Below are 19058 nucleotides of genomic sequence, written 5' to 3' on the forward strand. Positions count from 1 at the left end.
AAGCCCTGGCGCCCGATCCGGAGTCACGATCCTGCCACCGCCAGAACCACATCGGTCTGCATGAAGTGGAAGGTGTAGCGTTCGCCGAATGCGGCATCGATCACCGCAAGATAACGCTGCATCACCTCTTGGACGAACGTGCGGCGACTCGCTTCAGGCAACACCTGCGTCCAGGCCCCAAAGCCGGCATTGCAGAAGCCGAAGAAGGCTTCTTCGGTTTGGAAGTCCCAGCGCTTGGACTCGCTCCGGCTGGAGATCCGTTTCAGCCCCAGGCTTTCAGCCAGCGCCAGGTACTGTTCGGCACTCAGGCGCAGATAGGGGTCGGTGAAACCAGCGAAAGCGCCGGCCCAGTGCGGCTCCCGGCGCACCGCTTCGGCCACCTCTTCCAGGCTGGTGAGCGCAGCGCGCGTGACCAGGCGCAAGTGCGCCGGCGCTGACGGCTTCAGTGCCCGGCGGATGCCGCGTAACGCATCGGCCTGCTGCGGCACCCAGTGCAGGGCGTTGAAGGATACCAGGAGGTCGAAGCGCGCGTGAAACCCGAGGTTTCGCGCGTCGGCCACCTCGAATCGCAGGTTCGGCCATTGTTCGGTGCCGAACTGCCTGTGCGCATAGGCCACCATATCGGCCGACGCGTCGACGCCGAGCACCGACCCTCGGGGTAGCTGCGCGGCGATGCGCGCACTGATCTTGCCGTCCCCACAGCCCAGGTCAAGGACGTGCTCGTCGCCGCGCAGCACCAGTTGCGACAGCACCTCGTCAGCCATCGCCGCCTGCAGACTGGAGTGGTGCGCATAGTCGGCACCATGCCACGGGTTCAGCGCCGGATTGGTTGGTCCGGAGATTCTCGACATGCTCGCGTACCTCACTATGAAGTCGTGACCGCCAATGTCAGGGGGCGGGTTACAGTGCCCGCCCGGTTCGCGCTGGTGCCGCTGATCGCGTCGGTCCGCTGACCATGCCGGCGATGCTGTCCGTGACGGTCGGCGTGACGCGGACGGCGGGCGAGAAAACGCGAGTCGGCAAACAGTGCCCGTTCAGCGAGGCGATCAACCCGACCGATCGCCCGACACTGGAGCAACATCCGCGGTGTGGGCATCGCACCGGGCGGCCGAGCGCAGGATCACGCCAAACCGAGGATTCACGGCTACACTGAAGCCGTGATCTCCATCCTACAAGGTATCGATCGTGATTGACCGGCTTGATCTCGCGGAACGGGTCCGATTGGCTTGCGTGCAGGCCGCGTTGGATGGCTATGAGTGGGCAGGAGAGAGCGGTCTGTGCGGCGAGGGCCGCTGGGAAATCGCGGTGCAAGCGTTGCGGGATCTTGATCTGATGCAAGTGCTCGCCGCGGATACCGAGTCCAAGCGTCATCCACCGGCACCTGTCGATGAGCGGAAACCATGACGTGAAGCCATTGGTTCGAACACATGCGTACCCGTGGCGTCCGCCTGACCCCGGTCAGCGGAGGGCATGCTGATGCAGCGGTGCGCGGCACTCAAACGGCTGTCGAGCGAACATCACAGCGGCTTGGTCATCGCCCGCCGAGCACGGATCGTAGCCACGTCACCGGAAACCGCCTGGGCCGAGCTGAGGCAACGCTTCGCCGACGAACTGGCGCCCCATTTTCAACTTGAGGAGCGCGGCCTCTTCCCGGCGCTGCAAGCGGCGGGTGAGCAGGCGCTGGTCGAGCGCACCCTGGCCGAGCATCGTGCCCTGCGCGACCTGATCGACGGCGGCGGCCCCGAGGACCTCGACGCCTTCGCCCAATTGCTGACCGAGCATATCCGGTTCGAGGAAAACACGCTCTTCGCGATGGCCCAACGCGTGCTCGGGCCGGACGCTTTAGCGACCATTCAAGAGCTTCATGAGCGCGAGGCTGGGCCATCGTGCCGCACGGGCGAGAGAGGTCGGTAGCTGGTGAGTAGATGGAACTCGCATATCGTACGTCCAAAAAATCGTACGTTGAAAATGCCGTATAAATTGGCCTCCGAGACTGCTATTTAATAAAAAACAGAGTTTTATCGACGAGTTGCCAGGGTTCCGGCCAGAGACTGAGCCTCGCGCACTGGAGGTCGAGGCTTTAGCCGGACCAGGGCCGCGCAAACGCGAGTCGACCGGCTAAAGCCTCGACCTCCGGTTGTCTGGTGGCCGGAACGATGATCAAGGCCGCGTTGGCGGCAGGGTTCGGTATCTGTGCATCCGGTACAATGTCTGCCGATGCCGGCCGCTCTATGCGGCTGGCCGAGCCCGCCAAGCGCAGGATCCACTCTATGAGCGCCCCAGTCTTTCTCACCCGAGTCGTCCTGCGCAATTACAAGAGCATCGGCGACTGCGATTGCAGGCTGCAACCGCTCACCTACCTAGTGGGTGCCAACGGCTCAGGCAAGAGCAATTTTCTGGATTGGACGAGGCGTCGCGATCGATGATGCGCGAGCATCTGTTTTCGGCCGGCGAGCTGCTGCGGCTAAATCAATTGGCGCCCGATTCAAATGTGCTGGCGCTACAGTCCCAGGGCCAGGCGGACCTGTTCGGCGAGTCTAAAACATGAGCGCGGTCGTGGCCATCGTCGAGGGCGACGGCGAGGTCGCCGCGTTACCCGTCCTGCTGCGGCGCTTGAGCGCATCGATCGTTCCGTAAGCTGTGCAGCGAATGGCTGAAGCAAACGAGGCGAAGACTGCTGACCGAATGATGCAGTCGGCGGCGAATGGCACCAAGTCGGCTCTCCAGTATCTCGGTAGGCTACAATACCGCCTTGATCACGACTCCAGCCAGTGCTCGGGCGTCGTACACTGGAGGTCGAGGTTTACCGTGAAAATCGCGCAGCGACCCCGTGGGAGCGGCGTCCCGCCGCGATGGGGCCGNGCGTGCAGCCGCAGCGTTCGCGGTCACCGCGGCACCGCATCGCGGCGGGACGCCGCTCCCACGGGAGACTTTCATCGTCCGGGGTAGCTTGATGTTCCTTCCATGGCCGTTAGCCGGACGAGGGCCACGCAGACGCGATGTCGACCGGCTAAAAGCCTCGGCCTCCGGTCTTCCGGCGGCCGGAACGACGCCTAAGGTCCGCCGCCGACACCATCCACCCCATCACCAGCCACCGGAGAGAACCATGAAATCCAAAGCCGCCGTTGCCTGGGCGCCCGCGCAGCCCCTGTCCATCGAAGAGATCGATGTCGAGGGTCCGAAAGAAGGCGAGGTCCTGCTGAAGGTGGTAGCCTCCGGGGTCTGCCATACCGATGCCTTCACCCTGTCCGGGGCCGACCCGGAGGGCGCCTTTCCCTGCGTGCTGGGTCACGAGGGCGGCTGCGAGGTGGTGGAGTGCGGACCCGGGGTGAAGGGGCTCAAACCGGGCGACCATGTCATCCCGCTCTACATTCCTGAATGCGGCGAGTGCGCTTATTGCCGCTCCACCAAGACCAACCTGTGCCAGTCGATCGCCTCCACCGTCTGGACGGGCTATATGCCGGACGGCACCCGTCGCTTTTCCCAACACGGCAAGCCGATCTTTCATTATATGGGCTGCTCGACTTTCTCCGAATACACGGTGGTGCCGGAGATCGCCTTGGCCAAGATCAATCCGGCGGCGCCGCTGGACAAGGTTTGCCTGCTCGGCTGCGGCATCACCACCGGCATCGGCGCGGTGTTGAATACCGCCAAGGTCGAGGCCGGCGCGACGGTCGCCGTGTTCGGGCTCGGCGGTATCGGCCTGTCGGTGGTGCAGGGCGCGGTGATGGCCAAGGCGGCGCGGATCATTGCCATTGACATGAATCCCGGCAAGTTTGAGATGGCACGCCAACTCGGTGCGACCGATACACTCAACCCCGCGGATCTCACCGGCAGCGTCACCGAGGCCATTGTCGAGATGACCAACGGCGGCGTGGACTATTCGTTCGAGTGCATCGGTAACGTGAACGTAATGCGCGAGGCCCTGGAGTGTTGCCACATGGGATGGGGGGTGTCGACCATCATCGGGGTGGCCGGCGCCGGACAGGAGATCCGCACGCGGCCATTCCAATTGGTGACCGGCCGCACCTGGAAGGGCACGGCCTTCGGCGGCGTGAAGGGCCGCAGCCAACTGCCGGGCTATGTCGAGCAGTATCTGGCCGGCGCGATCGAGGTCGACCGCATGGTGACTCACACCATGCCGCTCGCGGATATCAACCGCGCCTTTGAACTGATGCACAGCGGCGAGAGCATCCGCTCCGTCATCCTCTTTTAGGACGCGCGCCATGGAACAGATCGAACACATCCGCGAATTCGGCGGCTGGCTGAACCGCTATACCCACGACTCCGCGAGCTGTCATTGCCGGATGACCTTTTCGGTCTATCTGCCGCCGCAGGCGCACACCGGTCCGGTACCCGCCGTGTATTTCCTCTCCGGATTGACCTGTACCGACGACAACGTGCGGGTCAAGGCCGGCGCCCAGCGCTATGCAGCCGAGTTGGGCCTCGCGCTGGTGATGCCGGACACGAGCCCGCGCGGGGCCGACGTAGCCGATGACCCGGACCGTTACGATCTGGGTCAGGGCGCCGGGTTCTACGTCAATGCAAGCCAGGCGCCCTGGGCCGCGCACTATCGGATGTTCGATTATGTGAATCGGGAACTACCGGCCCTGCTGGAGCGCGAATTGCCGCGGGTAGCGGGGCGACGGTCCATCATGGGGCATTCCATGGGCGGCCATGGCGCCTTGATCAGCGCCCTCAAGCATCCGGGCCTCTATCGTTCGGTATCGGCCTTTGCGCCGATCTGCCACCCGATGGACTGCGACTGGGGCCGTGGCTGCTTCCGTGCCTATCTGGGCGATGATCAGGCGCTATGGCGAACCTGGGATGCGACCGCATTGATCCGTGCGGGCGCGGCACCGATCCCGCTGCTGATCGACCAAGGCACCGCGGATGAGTTTCTCGCCGCCGGACAGCTCAAACCCGAGGCGCTGGCGCGTGCCTGCCAGGAACGAGGCTTCCCCCTGACCCTGCGGATGCAGCCCGACTACGACCACAGCTATCATTTCATCGCGACCTTCATCGGCGAGCATCTGGCTTACCATGCGCGGGCTTTGGCGTGAGTGTCACCAGGTCACTCGCTTTCCGCACATAGTGTGCCGCATCAGCGTCACTCAAGCGACAGTCGCGCGCGTCTTGTCAATGGATGACACCTGGGATCGCTGTGCGGTCGAAACGCGTCCAAGCCGGCGCTGTTGGGGCCGGCGGCGCAGCCAGGAATAGAGTCCGGTGACGGTCAATCCGATCAGCGCCAAGGCGGCGACCAGATTGAGCACACCGGACCAGGCGCCAGCCCAGGTGCCTTCATGCACCAGGTTCACCCAGCCCGGCGTTCCGGCAAGCGCGACCTGGCCGTTGGACTGGACCACATGGACCCGCTCGCCGGCGGATGAGGTCGTCTTGACCATGGCACTGCCGGCCTGAAAGCGCCGCGCCATGAGCAGCGCGCCGTCCGCCGGCAGCGGTACGGCCTGGATCGCCTGAGCCAGGGCGATAGGCTTGCCCGGTTCGAGAGCGGGTAACGCCAGCTTGCCGACGTGCAGCGTCATCAGCAGTCCGGTCACCGGCAGCAGCGCGACCAGCGGGAACGCGAACCAGCCGATGCCGCGGTGCCAACCCCCGAGGGTGTTGCGCAGCTTTGGCGCGCCAAACACGAGTCCGGCGACCAGGAGGGCGACCATGGCGTAGGTGGCGATTTCGACCACCAGGCCGGCACCGATCAGCAAGTCCTTGTGGAGCCGCAGCGCGACGCCGAACAGGTCAACGGACTGACTTGCGGCAGCAGTCCCCGTCGCGACCTCAAAAGTGCCGGCCACGGCGGGGTCGCTGGACTTAATGTCGATCAATCGGCCATCGGCCGAGAGACTGACCGCGCTCGCCCGGCCGGCCGGGTCGATGGCGGTGAGCACCGCCGCCACCTCACCGATGCTTGCCCGGGCGGACGGGTCGATGGTGCTGTCGGTGCCCAGGATCGGCTTGAAGGCGAGGATTGCCCCGGACAGCAGGATGAGCAGAAAGACGGGGGCCAGCCCCAGGGCCAACCAGCGATGCGCGATCAGGAGTGGGCGCTTGAGTTGTTTCGGAAACATGGAAAGGTTCTCGGTAGAGTTAACAGTCATTCCCGCTCATGCAACGGGATGCGGTTACCTTAGCGAGGATCTCCGTTAACCAGGGTTAGCCTTGTGTAAAGACAGGTAAAGATCAGCAAGAACAGGTAAACGCCCTTGGTTTTCGAGCGCGGATCGCGATGATGGTCGTCTCCGATCCGATGGCTTTCAATTGCAGTGGGTGGCGCTGATGACGCGGGTCCTATTAGTCGATGACGACCTGGAACTGGGCGAGATGTTGAAGGAATATCTCGATCGGGAGGGTTTCGAGGCGACGGCCGTGCAGGACGGCGAGACCGGCGTGCGCCATGCCCTGGCGGGTGAGTACGCGATCCTGGTGCTGGATGTAATGATGCCGGGCTTGAACGGTATCGATGTGCTGCGCCGCATCCGCGCCCAGGACAGCCGCCTCCCGGTGCTGATGCTCACGGCCAGAGGCGACGACGTGGACCGCATCGTCGGCCTCGAACTGGGTGCGGACGACTATGTGCCCAAACCCTGTAACCCGCGTGAATTGGTCGCGCGCATCCGGGCCATTTTGCGGCGCACCCAGGTGCCGGAACCGGCCGGTCCGTCGTCCGGACCCTTGACGGCCGGGGCACTGACACTATGGCCGGAACGGCGGGCCTTGGAGTGGCAGGGCGAACCGCTTGAACTCACCAGTACCGAGTTCAATCTGTTGGAAGTGCTGGTGCGCCAGGCCGGCCGGGTCGTAAGCAAACAGGAACTCTCGCAGCAGGCGCTGGGCCGCCCGCTGGCCCGTTACGACCGCGGCATCGACGTTCACCTGAGCAGTATCCGGCACAAGCTCGGCCTGGACGCGGAAGGCCGTTCGCCGATTCAGACGGTGCGCGGCGTCGGTTACCAGTTGATCCGGGAATAGCTGCCATGGGCCGCCTGTTCTGGAAGTTCTTCCTCGCCTTCTGGTTGGCGCTGCTCGCGGCCAGCCTGGGGGTGGGCACCGCCGTTTGGCTCCATCAGCAGGCGCTCACGCGGAGCGGGCACGAGTTGGCGGGCGGACCCCGCGCGGCCTTTCTGGTGTCGGCGGCGGCGAATGTCTTTGCGCATGGCGGCCGCGCGGCGCTACGCGACTACCTGGAGGAATCCCGTGCGCTGCATCGCGGCGCGCATGTCTATGTTGTCGATGATGCCGGGCATGAACTGTTGGGGCGCGCGGTCCCCGTGGACATGGTGGCGCAGGCCCGCCGACTCGCGCAAGCGGATCGGGAACCGCGCATTGCCCGACTGGTACGGGTCGCTGAGCGCGACTATCTGTTTTTCCTGCCGGCCGATGGCCCTGAGCCGCTCCATCATCTGTCGCCCAGCCTGCCGATCGGGATCGGCATCCTGGCCAGCCTCGCCTTCAGCGCCTGGCTCGCCTGGTATCTGTCGACACCGATCCGTCACCTGCGCGCGGCCTTCGACGCAACGGCGGCGGGCCGGCTCGACACGCGCATCGGTGCGCGCATGGGGCGACGGCGCGACGAAATCGCCGATCTCGGGCGTCATTTCGACCGGATGGCCGGACAGTTACAAACCTTGGTCAGATTCCAGCAGCGGCTGCTGCACGATGTCTCCCACGAGCTTCGCTCGCCCTTGGCGCGGTTGGAGGCCGCCATCGGCCTGGCACGGCAGCGGCCCGAGCAGCGCAATGACACGCTCGATCGCATCGAACGCGAAGCGGGACGGCTCGATCAACTGGTCGGCGAACTCTTGACCCTGTCACGGATACAAGCGGGGATGGCAAGGCCCGCGGACGAGGAGATCGACCTGGTCGAACTGATACGCGAAATCGCGCTGGATGCCCGGTTCGAGGCGGAGGCGACCGGGCGCCATGTCGAATTCGTCGGGGCGGGCGAGGCGCTGGTCATCGCGAACGCCGAGCTATTGCACCGCGCCATGGAGAACGTCGTCCGCAATGCGGTCAAGTTTACCAACGAAGGCACCGCGGTCGAGGTGGAGATCACCCGACACAGCGATTCCAACCAGTTGGTGGTGACTGTTTCAGATCGGGGACCCGGTGTTCCCGAGGAGGATCTGCAGGCGATTTTCGAGCCATTCTTCCGCAGCGAAACCAGGGCCAAGACAGCCGGCTTTGGTCTGGGGCTGGCCATCGCCCGGCGGGCCATTGAAACACATGGCGGGACTATTCGCGCCGACAACCGCCCAAGTGGTGGATTGAAAATCGAGATCGTGCTGCCGGCGGTCGCTGTCGGCTGAATGCTGACCACGCCCGCCCAGGTCTTCCGCCTGGAGGCCGAGGCTGTACGGTCGACATCGCGTCTGCACGGCCCTGGTCCGGCTAACGGCCGGAACATCAAGCCACCCCGGAAGATGAAAGTCCTCCGTGGGAGCGGCGTCCCGCCGCGATGCGGTGCTGCGGTGACCGCGAACGCCGCGGCTGCGCACCCGGCCCCATCGCGGCGGGACGCCGCTCCCACGGGGTCGCTGTGCGACTTTCACGGAAAAGCCTCGACCTCGGGTGCGCGACGCACGAGCACTGGCCGGAACCATGACCAAGGCCACCAAGCGCATCCACACCGAGCGCGTGAGCATTCGGAAAACATCACTGCCCCGACGCGGGGACTTCAGACCACAGCGGACACTCCAGATCAGGTGATTCCTGCTGCCGAACGGCGGGATTGTAGCGCAGGCAATTCGGCGTGCAGGCGCATTCGAAAGCGATTTTCATCGGGGCGATCTTCCCCTCATTCTTGAGCTGGAACAGCCGCGGCACCACCCGGTCGCGCAAGGCCTCGGGGTCGATGGTGTTGACATAGATCCGGGTGCCGCCTTCGAATCCCGCCGGGGTCGAGACGCGCCATTTGATCAGGATGCGCCAGGGCATCGGCACATCCACATCGGGCGGCTTGTAGTACCACTCCTCATTACAGGGGATATCCGGCCCGGCGGCGGCATGGCAGCCGTGCACCAGATCGGACATGCCGCGCAGCTCTTCAGCCGAGTGGCTCCACGGCTGGCTGCGCTCGCTCTTGGAAAAGATCTCCAGCGTCGGGAAGCGATGACCAAAGCCGGCGAAGGCCACGGCATGATCGTTCTCGGCCACCACCAGATTGCGGTAGGCGGCGAAATTGACCGCTGCTTCATTGTAGATATTCGGATTGTCCCGCACCCGCCGCAGGGCCAGATCGTTCTGCACGCCGCGCTTGTCGATCGCCACCAACTGTTTGTGCAGATGATCGAATGATGCGCCGGCCTGCTTCAGCCAGTTCTGGAACACCGCGATAAAACGGATATAGCGGTTATTGGCATACATCTCACGCAGGGCATCGACGGTGAAGCACAGATACTGATCATGCTCATCCGGGGTCAGGCTACCCGAGGACGCCAGTTGATGGTCATGGGTTGCGCCGTCGACATAATGGCGCCGGGCGACGATCATTTCATGACCGCCGCCGAAGAAGGCGTTGGCATGTTGCAGACGCTCGTCGAGCGACAGCCGGTTGCGCTCGGCCTCATCGAGCCCGGAAGCTCGCAGCCGCTGATCCACCACGCGCAGGACATGCTGACGGCCCATCTCCGAGGCCAGATAATTACGCCGGTGTGCTTCAAGATGCTCCGGCATCCGGTAGTCAAAGTTCTGTTGCCAATAATCGAAGGACACGATCTCGAACAAGTTGGGAATACGGCGAAATTCGGCCACCGAGTCGAACAGGTGCTCGGCCGGCAAATAGCGCAGCATTTTGCTGCCATCGCTGGTTTTGATCAGCCGCGCTTTCTCGGGAGGCGTCTCCAGATAGCGGCGGGCGCAGAATGCGCAGTGGGCGTCATGCTCGGCGGGATTCAGCGGCAACGGGTTGGGCGAACTTACCCCCAATGGCCGATTACCCCGGCCCGGCACTGTCCAGACCTCGGTGTGCGTGAAGGGATTGACCTGCTTGATGGTCCCATCCGCCATGCGCATGAGATAATCGGCTTCGGGAATGACCTGCGACATGGCTGCCGTACCTCGCGGTGGTATCGAAATGGATCGAATCAGCGAGCAGAACTCGCTGAGGATTCAAGTTGTTCTGTCCGGCCGGATCACAAGAACGGCCGCCTTGATCATCGCTCCGCACGCGCCCGCCGCAGGAACGGCATGGGGGCCTCGATCAAGATTCCGGCCACTGGGCTCGCCGGGTGCGTAGTCAGGCCATCCTGGCCTGACACCGTCAGGGCTGGAAGCCCTGACTACGCACGCCGCTGGCGGGGATTACGATCAAGGCCGGCATGGGGGTGTCGCGGTCGATCGGGCGAAACCTGTTCGTGGTCGGGAGCCGTCAGGAGTTATGTCGGCAGTCTACCGCGATGTCGGCCAGCGCGCAGCGGGAACGCCCGACAGGCTGCCGGCGCGACTGGCGATGATGTCCGGTTTTGTCCGGACATGTCCGCATCAACAAACCGGCCAGCCTTCAGGTTGCTTCTTCGTGCTCGCAACTCTCTGATTACAAATCGTTAGCGTGCCAGGCCCTGCATCTTCACACCCTGTTTCACGTCCGTTTCATGTCCGCTTCCCGTCCTCCCATGTCCGATTGGTCCGCTGGTAAACCGTAGCTGCACCCCTGCCAATGCGCACCAGTAACCCCGCCTCCTCCAGTTCGGACAGGTCGCGACGTGCCTGTCGATCAGAAACCTCTGACGCAAATCGCTGGTGATAGTCTCCGGGCCGAATGAGGTCACCGCAACTGATCTGCAGCAACATGGCTTGCTGGCGGGGATTGGCTGTCCATAACGCCGCCCGGCGGCCACGACGACCAAAGATCGTCAGTGTCACCCCGGTCGGCCGATCCGCCCACCGTGGTGGCGGCAGTCCGTGATCCCGGCAGGCATTGATGATCAACTGGCCGCCGCGTCCGATCCGCTCCATCAGGCCACGCAGATAGAACACATGGGCAATGTCTGGATTAGTCGGCAAAGAGGGGTGGTTCTTGTTGAGGTCACCCGGTTTTAGCCCTTCCGGAAAATGTCCGGAATTCCAGATCTCGATCCGGTCGGAATAAATGCCAACAGCGACGCCACCTGAAAAGCCCGAATAATCCCGATGCGCTTGCTGCATGCCGTGTCCAAGCGGGAATCCGGCATGCTTGACCTCAATCACGACGATGGGGATATTGCCCATGACATAGAGCACGTAATCCGCCCGCTTGGGACCCCCTTTGGCCAGTGCATCGCGGACGCGCGCCGCAAGCGTTCCGCGCACCATCACGCGGCCATCGGTGAGGGTGACCTCTTCGCGGAATTCGTGCTGCTGCCACCCTGCGCGCAGAATGGCGGGCGTGATGCACTTGGTGCAGATATCCCGTTCGCTGAGCCGACCTTTGTCCATTCCCTTTTCCCTATCTGATTCGGCGACTTAAGCTAACCATGAGCGTGAGTCACGGAGAACTGTCGTCAATATCCGGTTTCTTGGCACGCGAGCTGAAAAATGCCAAGCGGACATTCTTCAGCCCGAACGATCGCTTAAAACGCATCACCGGGTACGCGTACCCAGCCTTCCATCAACACCCGCGCACTGCGGCTCATAATGGCCTTGGTCACGGTCCATTTGCCATTGACCTGGGTCGCTTCCGCGCCGACCCGCAGGGTGCCGGAGGGGTGACCGAAGCGCACCGCCGTGCGCGCACCGCCGCCGGCGGCAAGGTTCACCAGGGTGCCGGGGACGGCCGCGGCGGTGCCGATGGCCACCGCGGCGGTGCCCATCATGGCGTGGTGCAGCTTGCCCATGGAGAGTGCACGCACCAGCAGGTCAATGTCGGCGGCGGCAACCGGCTTGCCGCTGGATGAGACGTAATCGGCCGGCGTGGCAACGAAGGCGACCTTGGGCGTATGCTGGCGTTTGGCCGCCTCATCAATGTGCTTGATGAGGCCCATACGCACCGCGCCATAGGCACGAATGGTCTCAAACATGGCCAATGCCTTGGGATCGCTGTTGATGGCGTCCTGCAACTCGGTGCCCGTATAGCCAATGGCCTGCGCATTCACGAAGATGGTCGGGATACCGGCATTGATCAGGGTGGCCTTGAGGGTGCCGACCCCAGGAACTTCGAGATCATCCACCAGGTTACCGGTGGGGAACATCGAACCGCCGCCCTCGCCTTCGCCCTCGTCAGCCGGATCGAGGAACTCCAACTGCACCTCGGCGGCCGGGAAAGTCACGCCGTCGAGTTCGAAATCACCCGTCTCCTGCACGGCACCACTGGTCATGGGCACCTGGGCGATGATGGTCTTGCCGATGTTGGCCTGCCAGACGCGCACGGTCGCCAGGCCGTCCCGCGGCAGTCGGTCGGCATCGATCAGGCCGCTGCTGATGGCGAAGGAGCCGACCGCGGCGGAGAGGTTGCCGCAATTGCCGCTCCAGTCGACGAAGGCGGTGTCGATCGACACCTGGCCGAACAGATAATCGACGTCGTGATCGGGCTTGCTGCTCTTGGACAGGATGACCGTCTTGCTGGTGCTGGAGGTCGCTCCGCCCATGCCGTCGATTTGTTTGCCGTAGGGGTCCGGACTGCCGATGACGCGCAGCAGCAGCGCATCGCGCGCCGCACCCGGCACTTGTGCGCTTGCGGGTAAGTCCTGCAGGCGGAAGAAGACGCCTTTGCTGGTACCGCCACGCATGTAGGTGGCGGGGATCTTGATCTGGGGTACGTGAGCCATAAACGATTGTCCAAGCGAGGTTATATCGTATCCAGGGTGAGGGGTGCCGGTGCGCATGATTTCGGGCTCCCGGTCACCACCACCCATCGGTGCGACGCGATGCCCGCGACCAGTGTCGGAAAGACACCGCGGATCCGGCTCCCACGCTCCTGCGTGGGAGCAAGTGCGGGCACTTTGCGTCCATCCAACAGACTGGACGCGGAGCGTCCGCCCGACACTCCCACGCTGGAGCGTGGGAGCGAGAAGAGAAGACCGGATTCGGTCCGGTTCAGGCCGCCTTGCGGGATTCGAGGAAGTCCTTGGCAAAGCGCTGCAACACGCCGCCTGCCTCATAAATGGCCACTTCTTCCGCGGTATCCAGGCGACAGGTCACCGGCACCTCGACCCGCTCACCGTTCTCGCTATTGATGACCAGCGTCAGCGTGGTGCGCGGAGTACGCTCACCGATGACGTCAAAGGTTTCGGTACCGTCGATCCCCAGTGTCTTGCGGTTGACCCCCGGTTTGAACTCCAGCGGCAGCACGCCCATACCGACCAGGTTGGTCCGGTGAATACGCTCGAACCCCTCGGCGGCGATAGCCTCCACACCGGCGAGACGCACGCCTTTGGCCGCCCAGTCACGCGATGAACCCTGACCATAGTCGGCACCGGCAATGATGATCAGCGGCTGCTTGCGCTCCATGTAGGTTTCGATGGCCTCCCACATGCGGGTCACCTTGCCGTCCGGCTCGATGCGGGTCAGCGAACCTTTCTTGACCTGCCCGTCGACCACCGCCATTTCATTCACCAACTGCGGGTTGGCGAAGGTGGCGCGCTGCGCGGTCAAATGGTCACCGCGGTGGGTGGCGTAGGAATTGAAGTCCTCCTCCGGCAGGCCCATCTTGGTCAGATACTCACCTGCCGCACTATTCGCCATGATCGCGTTCGACGGCGACAGATGATCCGTGGTGATATTGTCCGGCAGCACCGCCAGCGGACGCATGCCTTTCAGGGTGCGCTCACCGGCCAGCGCGCCTTCCCAATACGGCGGACGGCGGATGTACGTGGTCATCGGGCGCCAGTCATACAACGGACTCACCTTCACCCCATCGTCTTGCTGAACAGCGAACATCGGGATGTAGATCGAGCGGAACTGTTCCGGCTTTACGCTGGCGGCGACGATGGCGTCGATCTCTTCATCAGACGGCCAGATATCCTTCAAGGTGACCGGCTTGCCATGGGTATCCAGCCCCAGCACATCTTTCTCGATATCGAAGCGGATGGTACCGGCAATGGCGTAGGCAACGACCAATGGCGGCGAGGCCAGGAAGGCCTGCTTGGCATACGGATGAATCCGCCCGTCGAAATTGCGGTTGCCCGACAGCACCGCCGTGGCGTAAAGGTCGCGGTCGATGATTTCCTGCTGGATCTTCGGGTCCAGGGCGCCCGACATACCATTGCAGGTGGTGCAGGCATAGCCGACGATCCCGAAGCCCAACTGCTCCAGTTCGGGCAGCAGACCGGACGCTTCCAGATACAGCTTGGCCACCTTGGAGCCCGGCGCGAAAGAGGATTTCACCCAGGGCTTGCGCACCAGACCGAGCGCGTTGGCCTTGCGGGCCAGCAGGCCGGCAGCCACCACGTTGCGCGGGTTGCTGGTGTTGGTGCAACTGGTGATGGCGGCGATGATCACGGCGCCATCCGGCATTTCGCCTGCTTTCTCTTCCCAGGCACCGGCGATGCCGCGCGCCGCCAGTTCGGACGTCGGCAGGCGCCGGTGCGGGTTGGAGGGGCCGGCCATGTTGCGCACGACGGACGACAGATCGAACTCCAGCACGCGCCCGTATTCGGCACTGATCAGGCTATCGGCCCACAGGCCGGTGGTCTTGGCGTAAGTCTCGACCAGCGCGACCTGCTCCGGCTCACGACCGGTCAGCTTGAGATAATCAATGGTTTGCTGGTCGATGTAGAAGAGGCCGGCGGTGGCACCGAACTCCGGGGTCATGTTGGAGATGGTGGCACGGTCACCGATGGTGAGATTCGCGGCACCTTCACCGAAGAACTCCACGTAGGCACCCACCACCCGCTCCTTGCGCAGGAACTCGGTCAATGCCAGCACGATATCGGTGGCGGTGATGCCCGGCTGGCGTTTGCCGGTCAGCTTCACACCGATGATGTCGGGCAGGCGCATCATGGACGCGCGGCCCAGCATCACCGTTTCCGCCTCCAGACCGCCGACGCCGATGGCGATCACACCCAGCGCATCGACATGCGGGGTGTGGCTGTCGGTACCGACACAGGTATCCGGGAAGGCCACGCCGTCGCGGACCGCAATCACCGGCGACATCTTCTCCAGATTGATCTGGTGCATGATGCCGTTACCGGCCGGGATCACGTCGACGTTCTTGAACGCCTTCTTAGTCCAGTTGATGAAGTCGAAGCGGTCTTCGTTCCGCCGGTCTTCGATAACGCGGTTCTTGGCGAAGGCGTCCGGATCGAAGCCGCCGCATTCCACGGCCAGCGAGTGGTCGACGATCAACTGAGTCGGCACGACCGGATTGACCTGGGCCGGGTCACCGCCCTGCTCGGCGATGGCGTCACGCAGGCCGGCGAGGTCGACCAGTGCGGTCTGGCCGAGAATGTCATGACAGACCACGCGCGCCGGGAACCACGGAAAATCCAGATCCTGCTTGCGCTCGATGAGCTGCTTCAGTGAATCGGTCAGCATGGCCGGATCGCAGCGGCGGACCAGGTTCTCGGCTAATACGCGTGACGTGTAAGGCAGTTTGGCATAGGCGCCGGGCGTGATCGCATCGACCGCGGCACGCGCGTCGAAGTAACTCAGGTCGGTACCGGGCAGGGGTTTACGGTTGGTGGTATTCATGAGTAGTCTTATTTTCGGACGTTGGATACGTCGCCATGGATGGCGAGAAGCGATTCGTTGCAGTTTCAGCGCACAATGACATGGATCAATCCGCGCCGGCCAGGCGCTTCTTGACCCGGCGCAGCCCGAGCCAGGCGAAGCCGACCACCAAGGGCAGCGCGATGCCCATGCCGAGCGAGGCATTGATGGGCAGACCGGCTTGCTCCATGGCCTTGAGCGCGTAGCCGACGAGCCCGACCCCGTAATAGCCGATCGCGATGACGGACAACCCTTCGACCGTCTCCTGCAGACGCAGTTGCAGTTGCGCGCGGCGATCCATGGACTCCAGCACCCGGCGATTCTGCTCCTGCAACGAGACCTCCACCCGTGCTCGCAGAAGGCTGGTCAAGCGGGCGGCGCGCTCGGCCAGATCGGTCTGGCGATGTTGGGTCGACTCGCAGGTGGCGATGGCGGGCGCCAGGCGGCTGTCGAGAAACTCGGTAAAGGTCTGCAAGCCCTCGATACGTTGTTGCCGCAGTTGTTCCAGCCGCTGCAGCACCATTCCGTAGTAGGCACGCGACGCGTCGAAGCGATAGGTCGTGCGTGCCGCGATCGCCTCGATCTCGGCGGCGAGACTGGTCAACTCGGCCAGCAGGTCGCTCTCGAAGGTCGGCGCGTCCGGGGTGCGGTCGGTGGTCATGCGCGACGCCACCAGGGCCAGGCGACGGTCGGCATCGGTGAGCACGGGGGAGACTTCCCGCGCCAATGGAAACCCGAGCAAGGCCAGCGCGCGGTAGGCATTGATATCCAGGAACCGTTTGGCGAGCCGCCCGGCCTGGTTCTCGGACATGCTGCAGTCGCGGATCAGGACCCGGAAGAACCCGTCGGCATCGATTCGCAGATCCGACCAGGCGCGGGCCGCTCCGCCCACAACCTCGGAACCGATGACTGAATGGCCGTCGAAGAGTGCGGTCAACTGCTCATAGTCGCGCTCCGGCGCCCCGCAGTCTTCAACGGCCAGCGAGACCGCGCCGATCACGTCGCCGGGCAGATCGCGCAGCCAGTCCGCGGGGAGTTGGCCAAGCACGGGCGCGGCAAATGGCTGATCGAAAGCGCCCTGTTGACTGAAGGTGTAGGTGACGAATTCGGTATGACGCTCCCAGCGCATGCGCATCGGCCCCAGGTCGGCCGCATAGTGCTGATCGACCCTCTCCGGGATGGGCCGCGCATAGTGTGCCAACAGCCGCTTGAGATGCTCCAGGTCGCGGCCATTGCCCGGCCCGTCGCTCATCACCGCAAGGTGTGAGACCCGCTCGGGGGCGCGCAGCGGCTCGTAGATACGGGCATGCAGCTCGGCCGCGACGGTGCGGCGCAGTGGATGCTCTCGGAAGATAGGGATCATGACGCGAATCGTCCGGGGTAAAAACGTGATTGTAACGGAACTCGCCGCGCAGCAGCCCGCCGCGACGGGGGTCCGGATCAGCGACCCGGATCTCGCCGGCCGCCGGCAGAGTCCCGGCGACAGTGCGCAGCCAAACCTGGATCGCGATCATGCGCCGCCCCGCGGTGCCCGTTGACGCGTGGCGGTCGCGTCGAACAGTGATTCGGGGAACAGCAGGGCCAGATCGTCGAGGGTACCGTAGAGACGCAAGGCGCGCACCCACACACTGATCTGGGCGCTCGGGTCGCCTTGCTCCAGCTTGCGGTACGTGGGCAGCGACACGCCGATCCGTCCGGCCGCGCGGGACTGCGGCTCACCGGCCTGGAGACGCCGCCGCCGCAGACGCGCGCCCAACTGGCGAAGCGCCTCCGACTCTTCCAACGTAACAGTAAACATCGCTTCTCTTATATCGAGATTTCCTACTTAAGTATAACGAATGTTTCCATCAGCTTGTCGAAAGTACGCGCGTGTCCAGGCAGAGAAGCACGCGATCCCCCGACCGTCATGACACGGAGTTCATGTGCGGTCGCTATCAGCGGGCTGCCGATCGGCCTATGCTGTACCCTATGCGTCAGTCTGACTTCTTCTTCTGCGCGGTCGCCGCGGCCTCGGGCCTGCTGCTGCTCAGTGCACTGGACGCGGGTCTGCGCGCCCGCGCCGCGGCCCCGGTGATCGCCCAGCGGTCCGCGTTGGTCGCGGCCCTGGACCTGACCGATCTGGCCCTCTTCACCGAGGCGCGCTATACCCGCCACCCCAGCCAAGCCGATCTGCACAGCGCCTTCCAGGACCACCCCATGGCCCTTGAACATTTCCCCACCGGCTCACTGGTGCCGGCACCGATCCCAGGGCGGCCCTTGCCGTGAGGCAGTTCCTGCGCCGCCAGCGGTACCTGATCGACTACAGCCTCTCGGCCCTGGCCCGGCGGCCGGGGAAGCACTTGGCGCTGCTCCTCGTTTACACCCTGGTCGTCTTCCTGCTCGCCTCGGTGATGCTTTTCACCCAGTCACTGCGCCGGGAAGCGGCGCTGGTGCTGGCGCAGTCCCCGGAGATCATCCTTCAACGCCAGATCGCCGGCCGCCACGACCTGATGCCCGCCGAGTACCTGGACCGGATCGGACGCATCCGGGGTGTGAGCGCGAAATACGGCCGACTCTGGGGCTATTTCTACGATCCGGCGGTCCGGGCCAACTACACGCTGATGGTTCCGCCCCCCGGGTCCCCCGCGCACGGTGAACCGGCGCCGGGAGACATCGTGATCGGCGCCGGCATCGCCCGCACCCGCGGCCTGGAGGTGGGCGACTATCTGAGCCTGCGCTCGGCGCGGGGGGAGCCCTTCGCGTTCCGCGTCGCCGCCCTCCTTCCGCACAGCACCGAACTCGTCAGCACCGACCTGATGCTGCTCGGCGCGGATGATTTCCGCCGCTTCTTCGCCTTCCCCGCCGACCGTTTCACCGACATCGTGCTGCAGGTGCGCAATCCGCGGGAGGTGCGCAAGGTGGCCGAGAAGCTCAGCCTGGCCCTGCCCGACACCCGCCCGATCCTGCGCGAGGAGATCCTGCGCACCTATGACGCGGTCTTCGGGTGGCGCCAGGGACTGGTCTTCGTGCTCATGGGGGGCATGGTATTGGCGTTCGTCATCTTCGCCTGGGACCGGGCCGCGGGGCTCAGTGGCGAGGAGCGCCGCGAGATCGGCATCCTGAAATCCATCGGCTGGGAGACCGGCGACGTGCTGCGGATGAAGTTCTGGGAGGGGGCGATCCTGTCACTGACCGCGTTCTTCCTCGGCTATCTGCTGGCCTATGCGCATGTGTTCTACCTCTCGGCCGCCCTGTTCGAGCCCGTCCTCAAGGGCTGGGCGGTGCTCTACCCGGACTTCCGCCCGATCCCGTTCGTCGACGGAATCCAGGTCGCTACCCTCTTTTTTTTCACTGTCTTTCCCTATACGGTGGCAACCATCGTGCCCATCTGGCGGACGGCGGTGACCGACCCGGATGCGGTGATGCGTTAAGGATGC

At 64.2% G+C, this 19058-nt stretch carries 17 protein-coding genes; 9 read left to right on the top strand and 8 right to left on the bottom strand.

The window, feature by feature from the left end; genetic code table 11:
* Positions 1 to 23 precede the first annotated feature (23 nt).
* A complete protein-coding gene (locus A39O_RS0114125) occupies positions 24 to 764 on the bottom strand; it encodes a class I SAM-dependent methyltransferase (protein WP_157640093.1) in 741 nt (246 codons plus the stop codon).
* Between the two features lie 421 nt (positions 765 to 1185).
* Here A39O_RS0114125 and A39O_RS0114135 point away from each other — a divergent pair, with 421 nt between their 5' ends.
* The 5 genes from A39O_RS0114135 to fghA all read left to right on the top strand — a co-directional run bounded on the left by A39O_RS0114135 (position 1186) and on the right by fghA (position 5063).
* Entirely contained in the window at positions 1186 to 1404 is a 219-nt protein-coding gene (locus A39O_RS0114135; protein WP_020505316.1) for a hypothetical protein, read from the top strand.
* A 72-nt stretch (positions 1405 to 1476) separates the two neighbouring features.
* The gene (locus A39O_RS33520) at positions 1477 to 1914 is read left to right on the top strand and encodes a hemerythrin domain-containing protein (RefSeq protein WP_157640095.1); all 438 of its coding nucleotides are present in this window, start codon (positions 1477 to 1479) and stop codon (positions 1912 to 1914) included.
* 487 nt (positions 1915 to 2401) lie between these two features.
* Positions 2402 to 2548: a hypothetical protein gene (locus A39O_RS41740; RefSeq protein ID WP_169338445.1), complete on the top strand. Its 147-nt coding sequence runs from the start codon at positions 2402 to 2404 to the stop codon at positions 2546 to 2548.
* Positions 2549 to 3106: 558 nt separating this feature from the next.
* Entirely contained in the window at positions 3107 to 4216 is a 1110-nt protein-coding gene (locus tag A39O_RS0114160) for an S-(hydroxymethyl)glutathione dehydrogenase/class III alcohol dehydrogenase (protein ID WP_020505321.1), read from the top strand.
* Between the two features lie 10 nt (positions 4217 to 4226).
* Positions 4227 to 5063 (top strand): S-formylglutathione hydrolase, encoded by an 837-nt coding sequence (gene fghA / locus A39O_RS0114165; RefSeq protein WP_020505322.1) that lies wholly within the window; start codon positions 4227 to 4229, stop codon positions 5061 to 5063.
* Positions 5064 to 5114: 51 nt separating this feature from the next.
* Here fghA and A39O_RS33525 read toward each other — a convergent pair whose 3' ends face one another.
* Positions 5115 to 6089 carry a PepSY-associated TM helix domain-containing protein gene (locus A39O_RS33525; protein ID WP_020505323.1) on the bottom strand — a complete coding sequence of 325 codons (975 nt, stop codon included), beginning with the start codon at positions 6087 to 6089 and terminating at the stop codon, positions 5115 to 5117.
* Between the two features lie 208 nt (positions 6090 to 6297).
* Here A39O_RS33525 and A39O_RS0114175 point away from each other — a divergent pair, with 208 nt between their 5' ends.
* The gene (locus A39O_RS0114175) at positions 6298 to 6990 is read left to right on the top strand and encodes a response regulator transcription factor (protein WP_026199406.1); all 693 of its coding nucleotides are present in this window, start codon (positions 6298 to 6300) and stop codon (positions 6988 to 6990) included.
* Between the two features lie 5 nt (positions 6991 to 6995).
* On the top strand, positions 6996 to 8327 hold the full coding sequence (locus A39O_RS0114180; RefSeq protein ID WP_020505325.1) for an ATP-binding protein: 1332 nt from the start codon (positions 6996 to 6998) through the stop codon (positions 8325 to 8327).
* 346 nt (positions 8328 to 8673) lie between these two features.
* Here the strand turns inward: A39O_RS0114180 and A39O_RS0114185 are convergent, their stop codons facing one another.
* The 6 genes from A39O_RS0114185 to A39O_RS0114210 all read right to left on the bottom strand — a co-directional run bounded on the left by A39O_RS0114185 (position 8674) and on the right by A39O_RS0114210 (position 17440).
* Positions 8674 to 10065: a DUF4921 family protein gene (locus A39O_RS0114185; RefSeq protein ID WP_020505326.1), complete on the bottom strand. Its 1392-nt coding sequence runs from the start codon at positions 10063 to 10065 to the stop codon at positions 8674 to 8676.
* Positions 10066 to 10608: 543 nt separating this feature from the next.
* Positions 10609 to 11433: an ATP-binding protein gene (locus tag A39O_RS33530; RefSeq protein ID WP_020505327.1), complete on the bottom strand. Its 825-nt coding sequence runs from the start codon at positions 11431 to 11433 to the stop codon at positions 10609 to 10611.
* Between the two features lie 134 nt (positions 11434 to 11567).
* Positions 11568 to 12761 carry a 2-methylaconitate cis-trans isomerase PrpF gene (prpF, locus tag A39O_RS0114195; protein ID WP_020505328.1) on the bottom strand — a complete coding sequence of 398 codons (1194 nt, stop codon included), beginning with the start codon at positions 12759 to 12761 and terminating at the stop codon, positions 11568 to 11570.
* Between the two features lie 268 nt (positions 12762 to 13029).
* The gene (gene acnD / locus A39O_RS0114200) at positions 13030 to 15624 is read right to left on the bottom strand and encodes a Fe/S-dependent 2-methylisocitrate dehydratase AcnD (RefSeq protein WP_020505329.1); all 2595 of its coding nucleotides are present in this window, start codon (positions 15622 to 15624) and stop codon (positions 13030 to 13032) included.
* An 85-nt stretch (positions 15625 to 15709) separates the two neighbouring features.
* Positions 15710 to 17005, bottom strand: a complete 1296-nt coding sequence (locus tag A39O_RS0114205) for a DUF3422 family protein (protein ID WP_020505330.1) — start codon at positions 17003 to 17005, stop codon at positions 15710 to 15712.
* A 147-nt stretch (positions 17006 to 17152) separates the two neighbouring features.
* Positions 17153 to 17440 carry a helix-turn-helix domain-containing protein gene (locus A39O_RS0114210; RefSeq protein ID WP_040527843.1) on the bottom strand — a complete coding sequence of 96 codons (288 nt, stop codon included), beginning with the start codon at positions 17438 to 17440 and terminating at the stop codon, positions 17153 to 17155.
* A 170-nt stretch (positions 17441 to 17610) separates the two neighbouring features.
* Between A39O_RS0114210 and A39O_RS0114215 the strand changes: the two genes are divergently transcribed.
* Both A39O_RS0114215 and A39O_RS0114220 read left to right on the top strand, forming a co-directional pair.
* Positions 17611 to 17907, top strand: coding sequence for a hypothetical protein (locus A39O_RS0114215; RefSeq protein ID WP_020505332.1), 297 nt, complete (start codon positions 17611 to 17613; stop codon positions 17905 to 17907).
* A complete protein-coding gene (locus A39O_RS0114220; protein ID WP_020505333.1) occupies positions 17904 to 19052 on the top strand; it encodes an ABC transporter permease in 1149 nt (382 codons plus the stop codon). The genes A39O_RS0114215 and A39O_RS0114220 overlap by 4 nt, the downstream gene beginning before the upstream one ends.
* Positions 19053 to 19058 lie beyond the last annotated feature (6 nt).

Source organism: Lamprocystis purpurea DSM 4197 (assembly GCF_000379525.1).
Lineage (GTDB): Bacteria > Pseudomonadota > Gammaproteobacteria > Chromatiales > Chromatiaceae > Thiodictyon > Thiodictyon purpureum.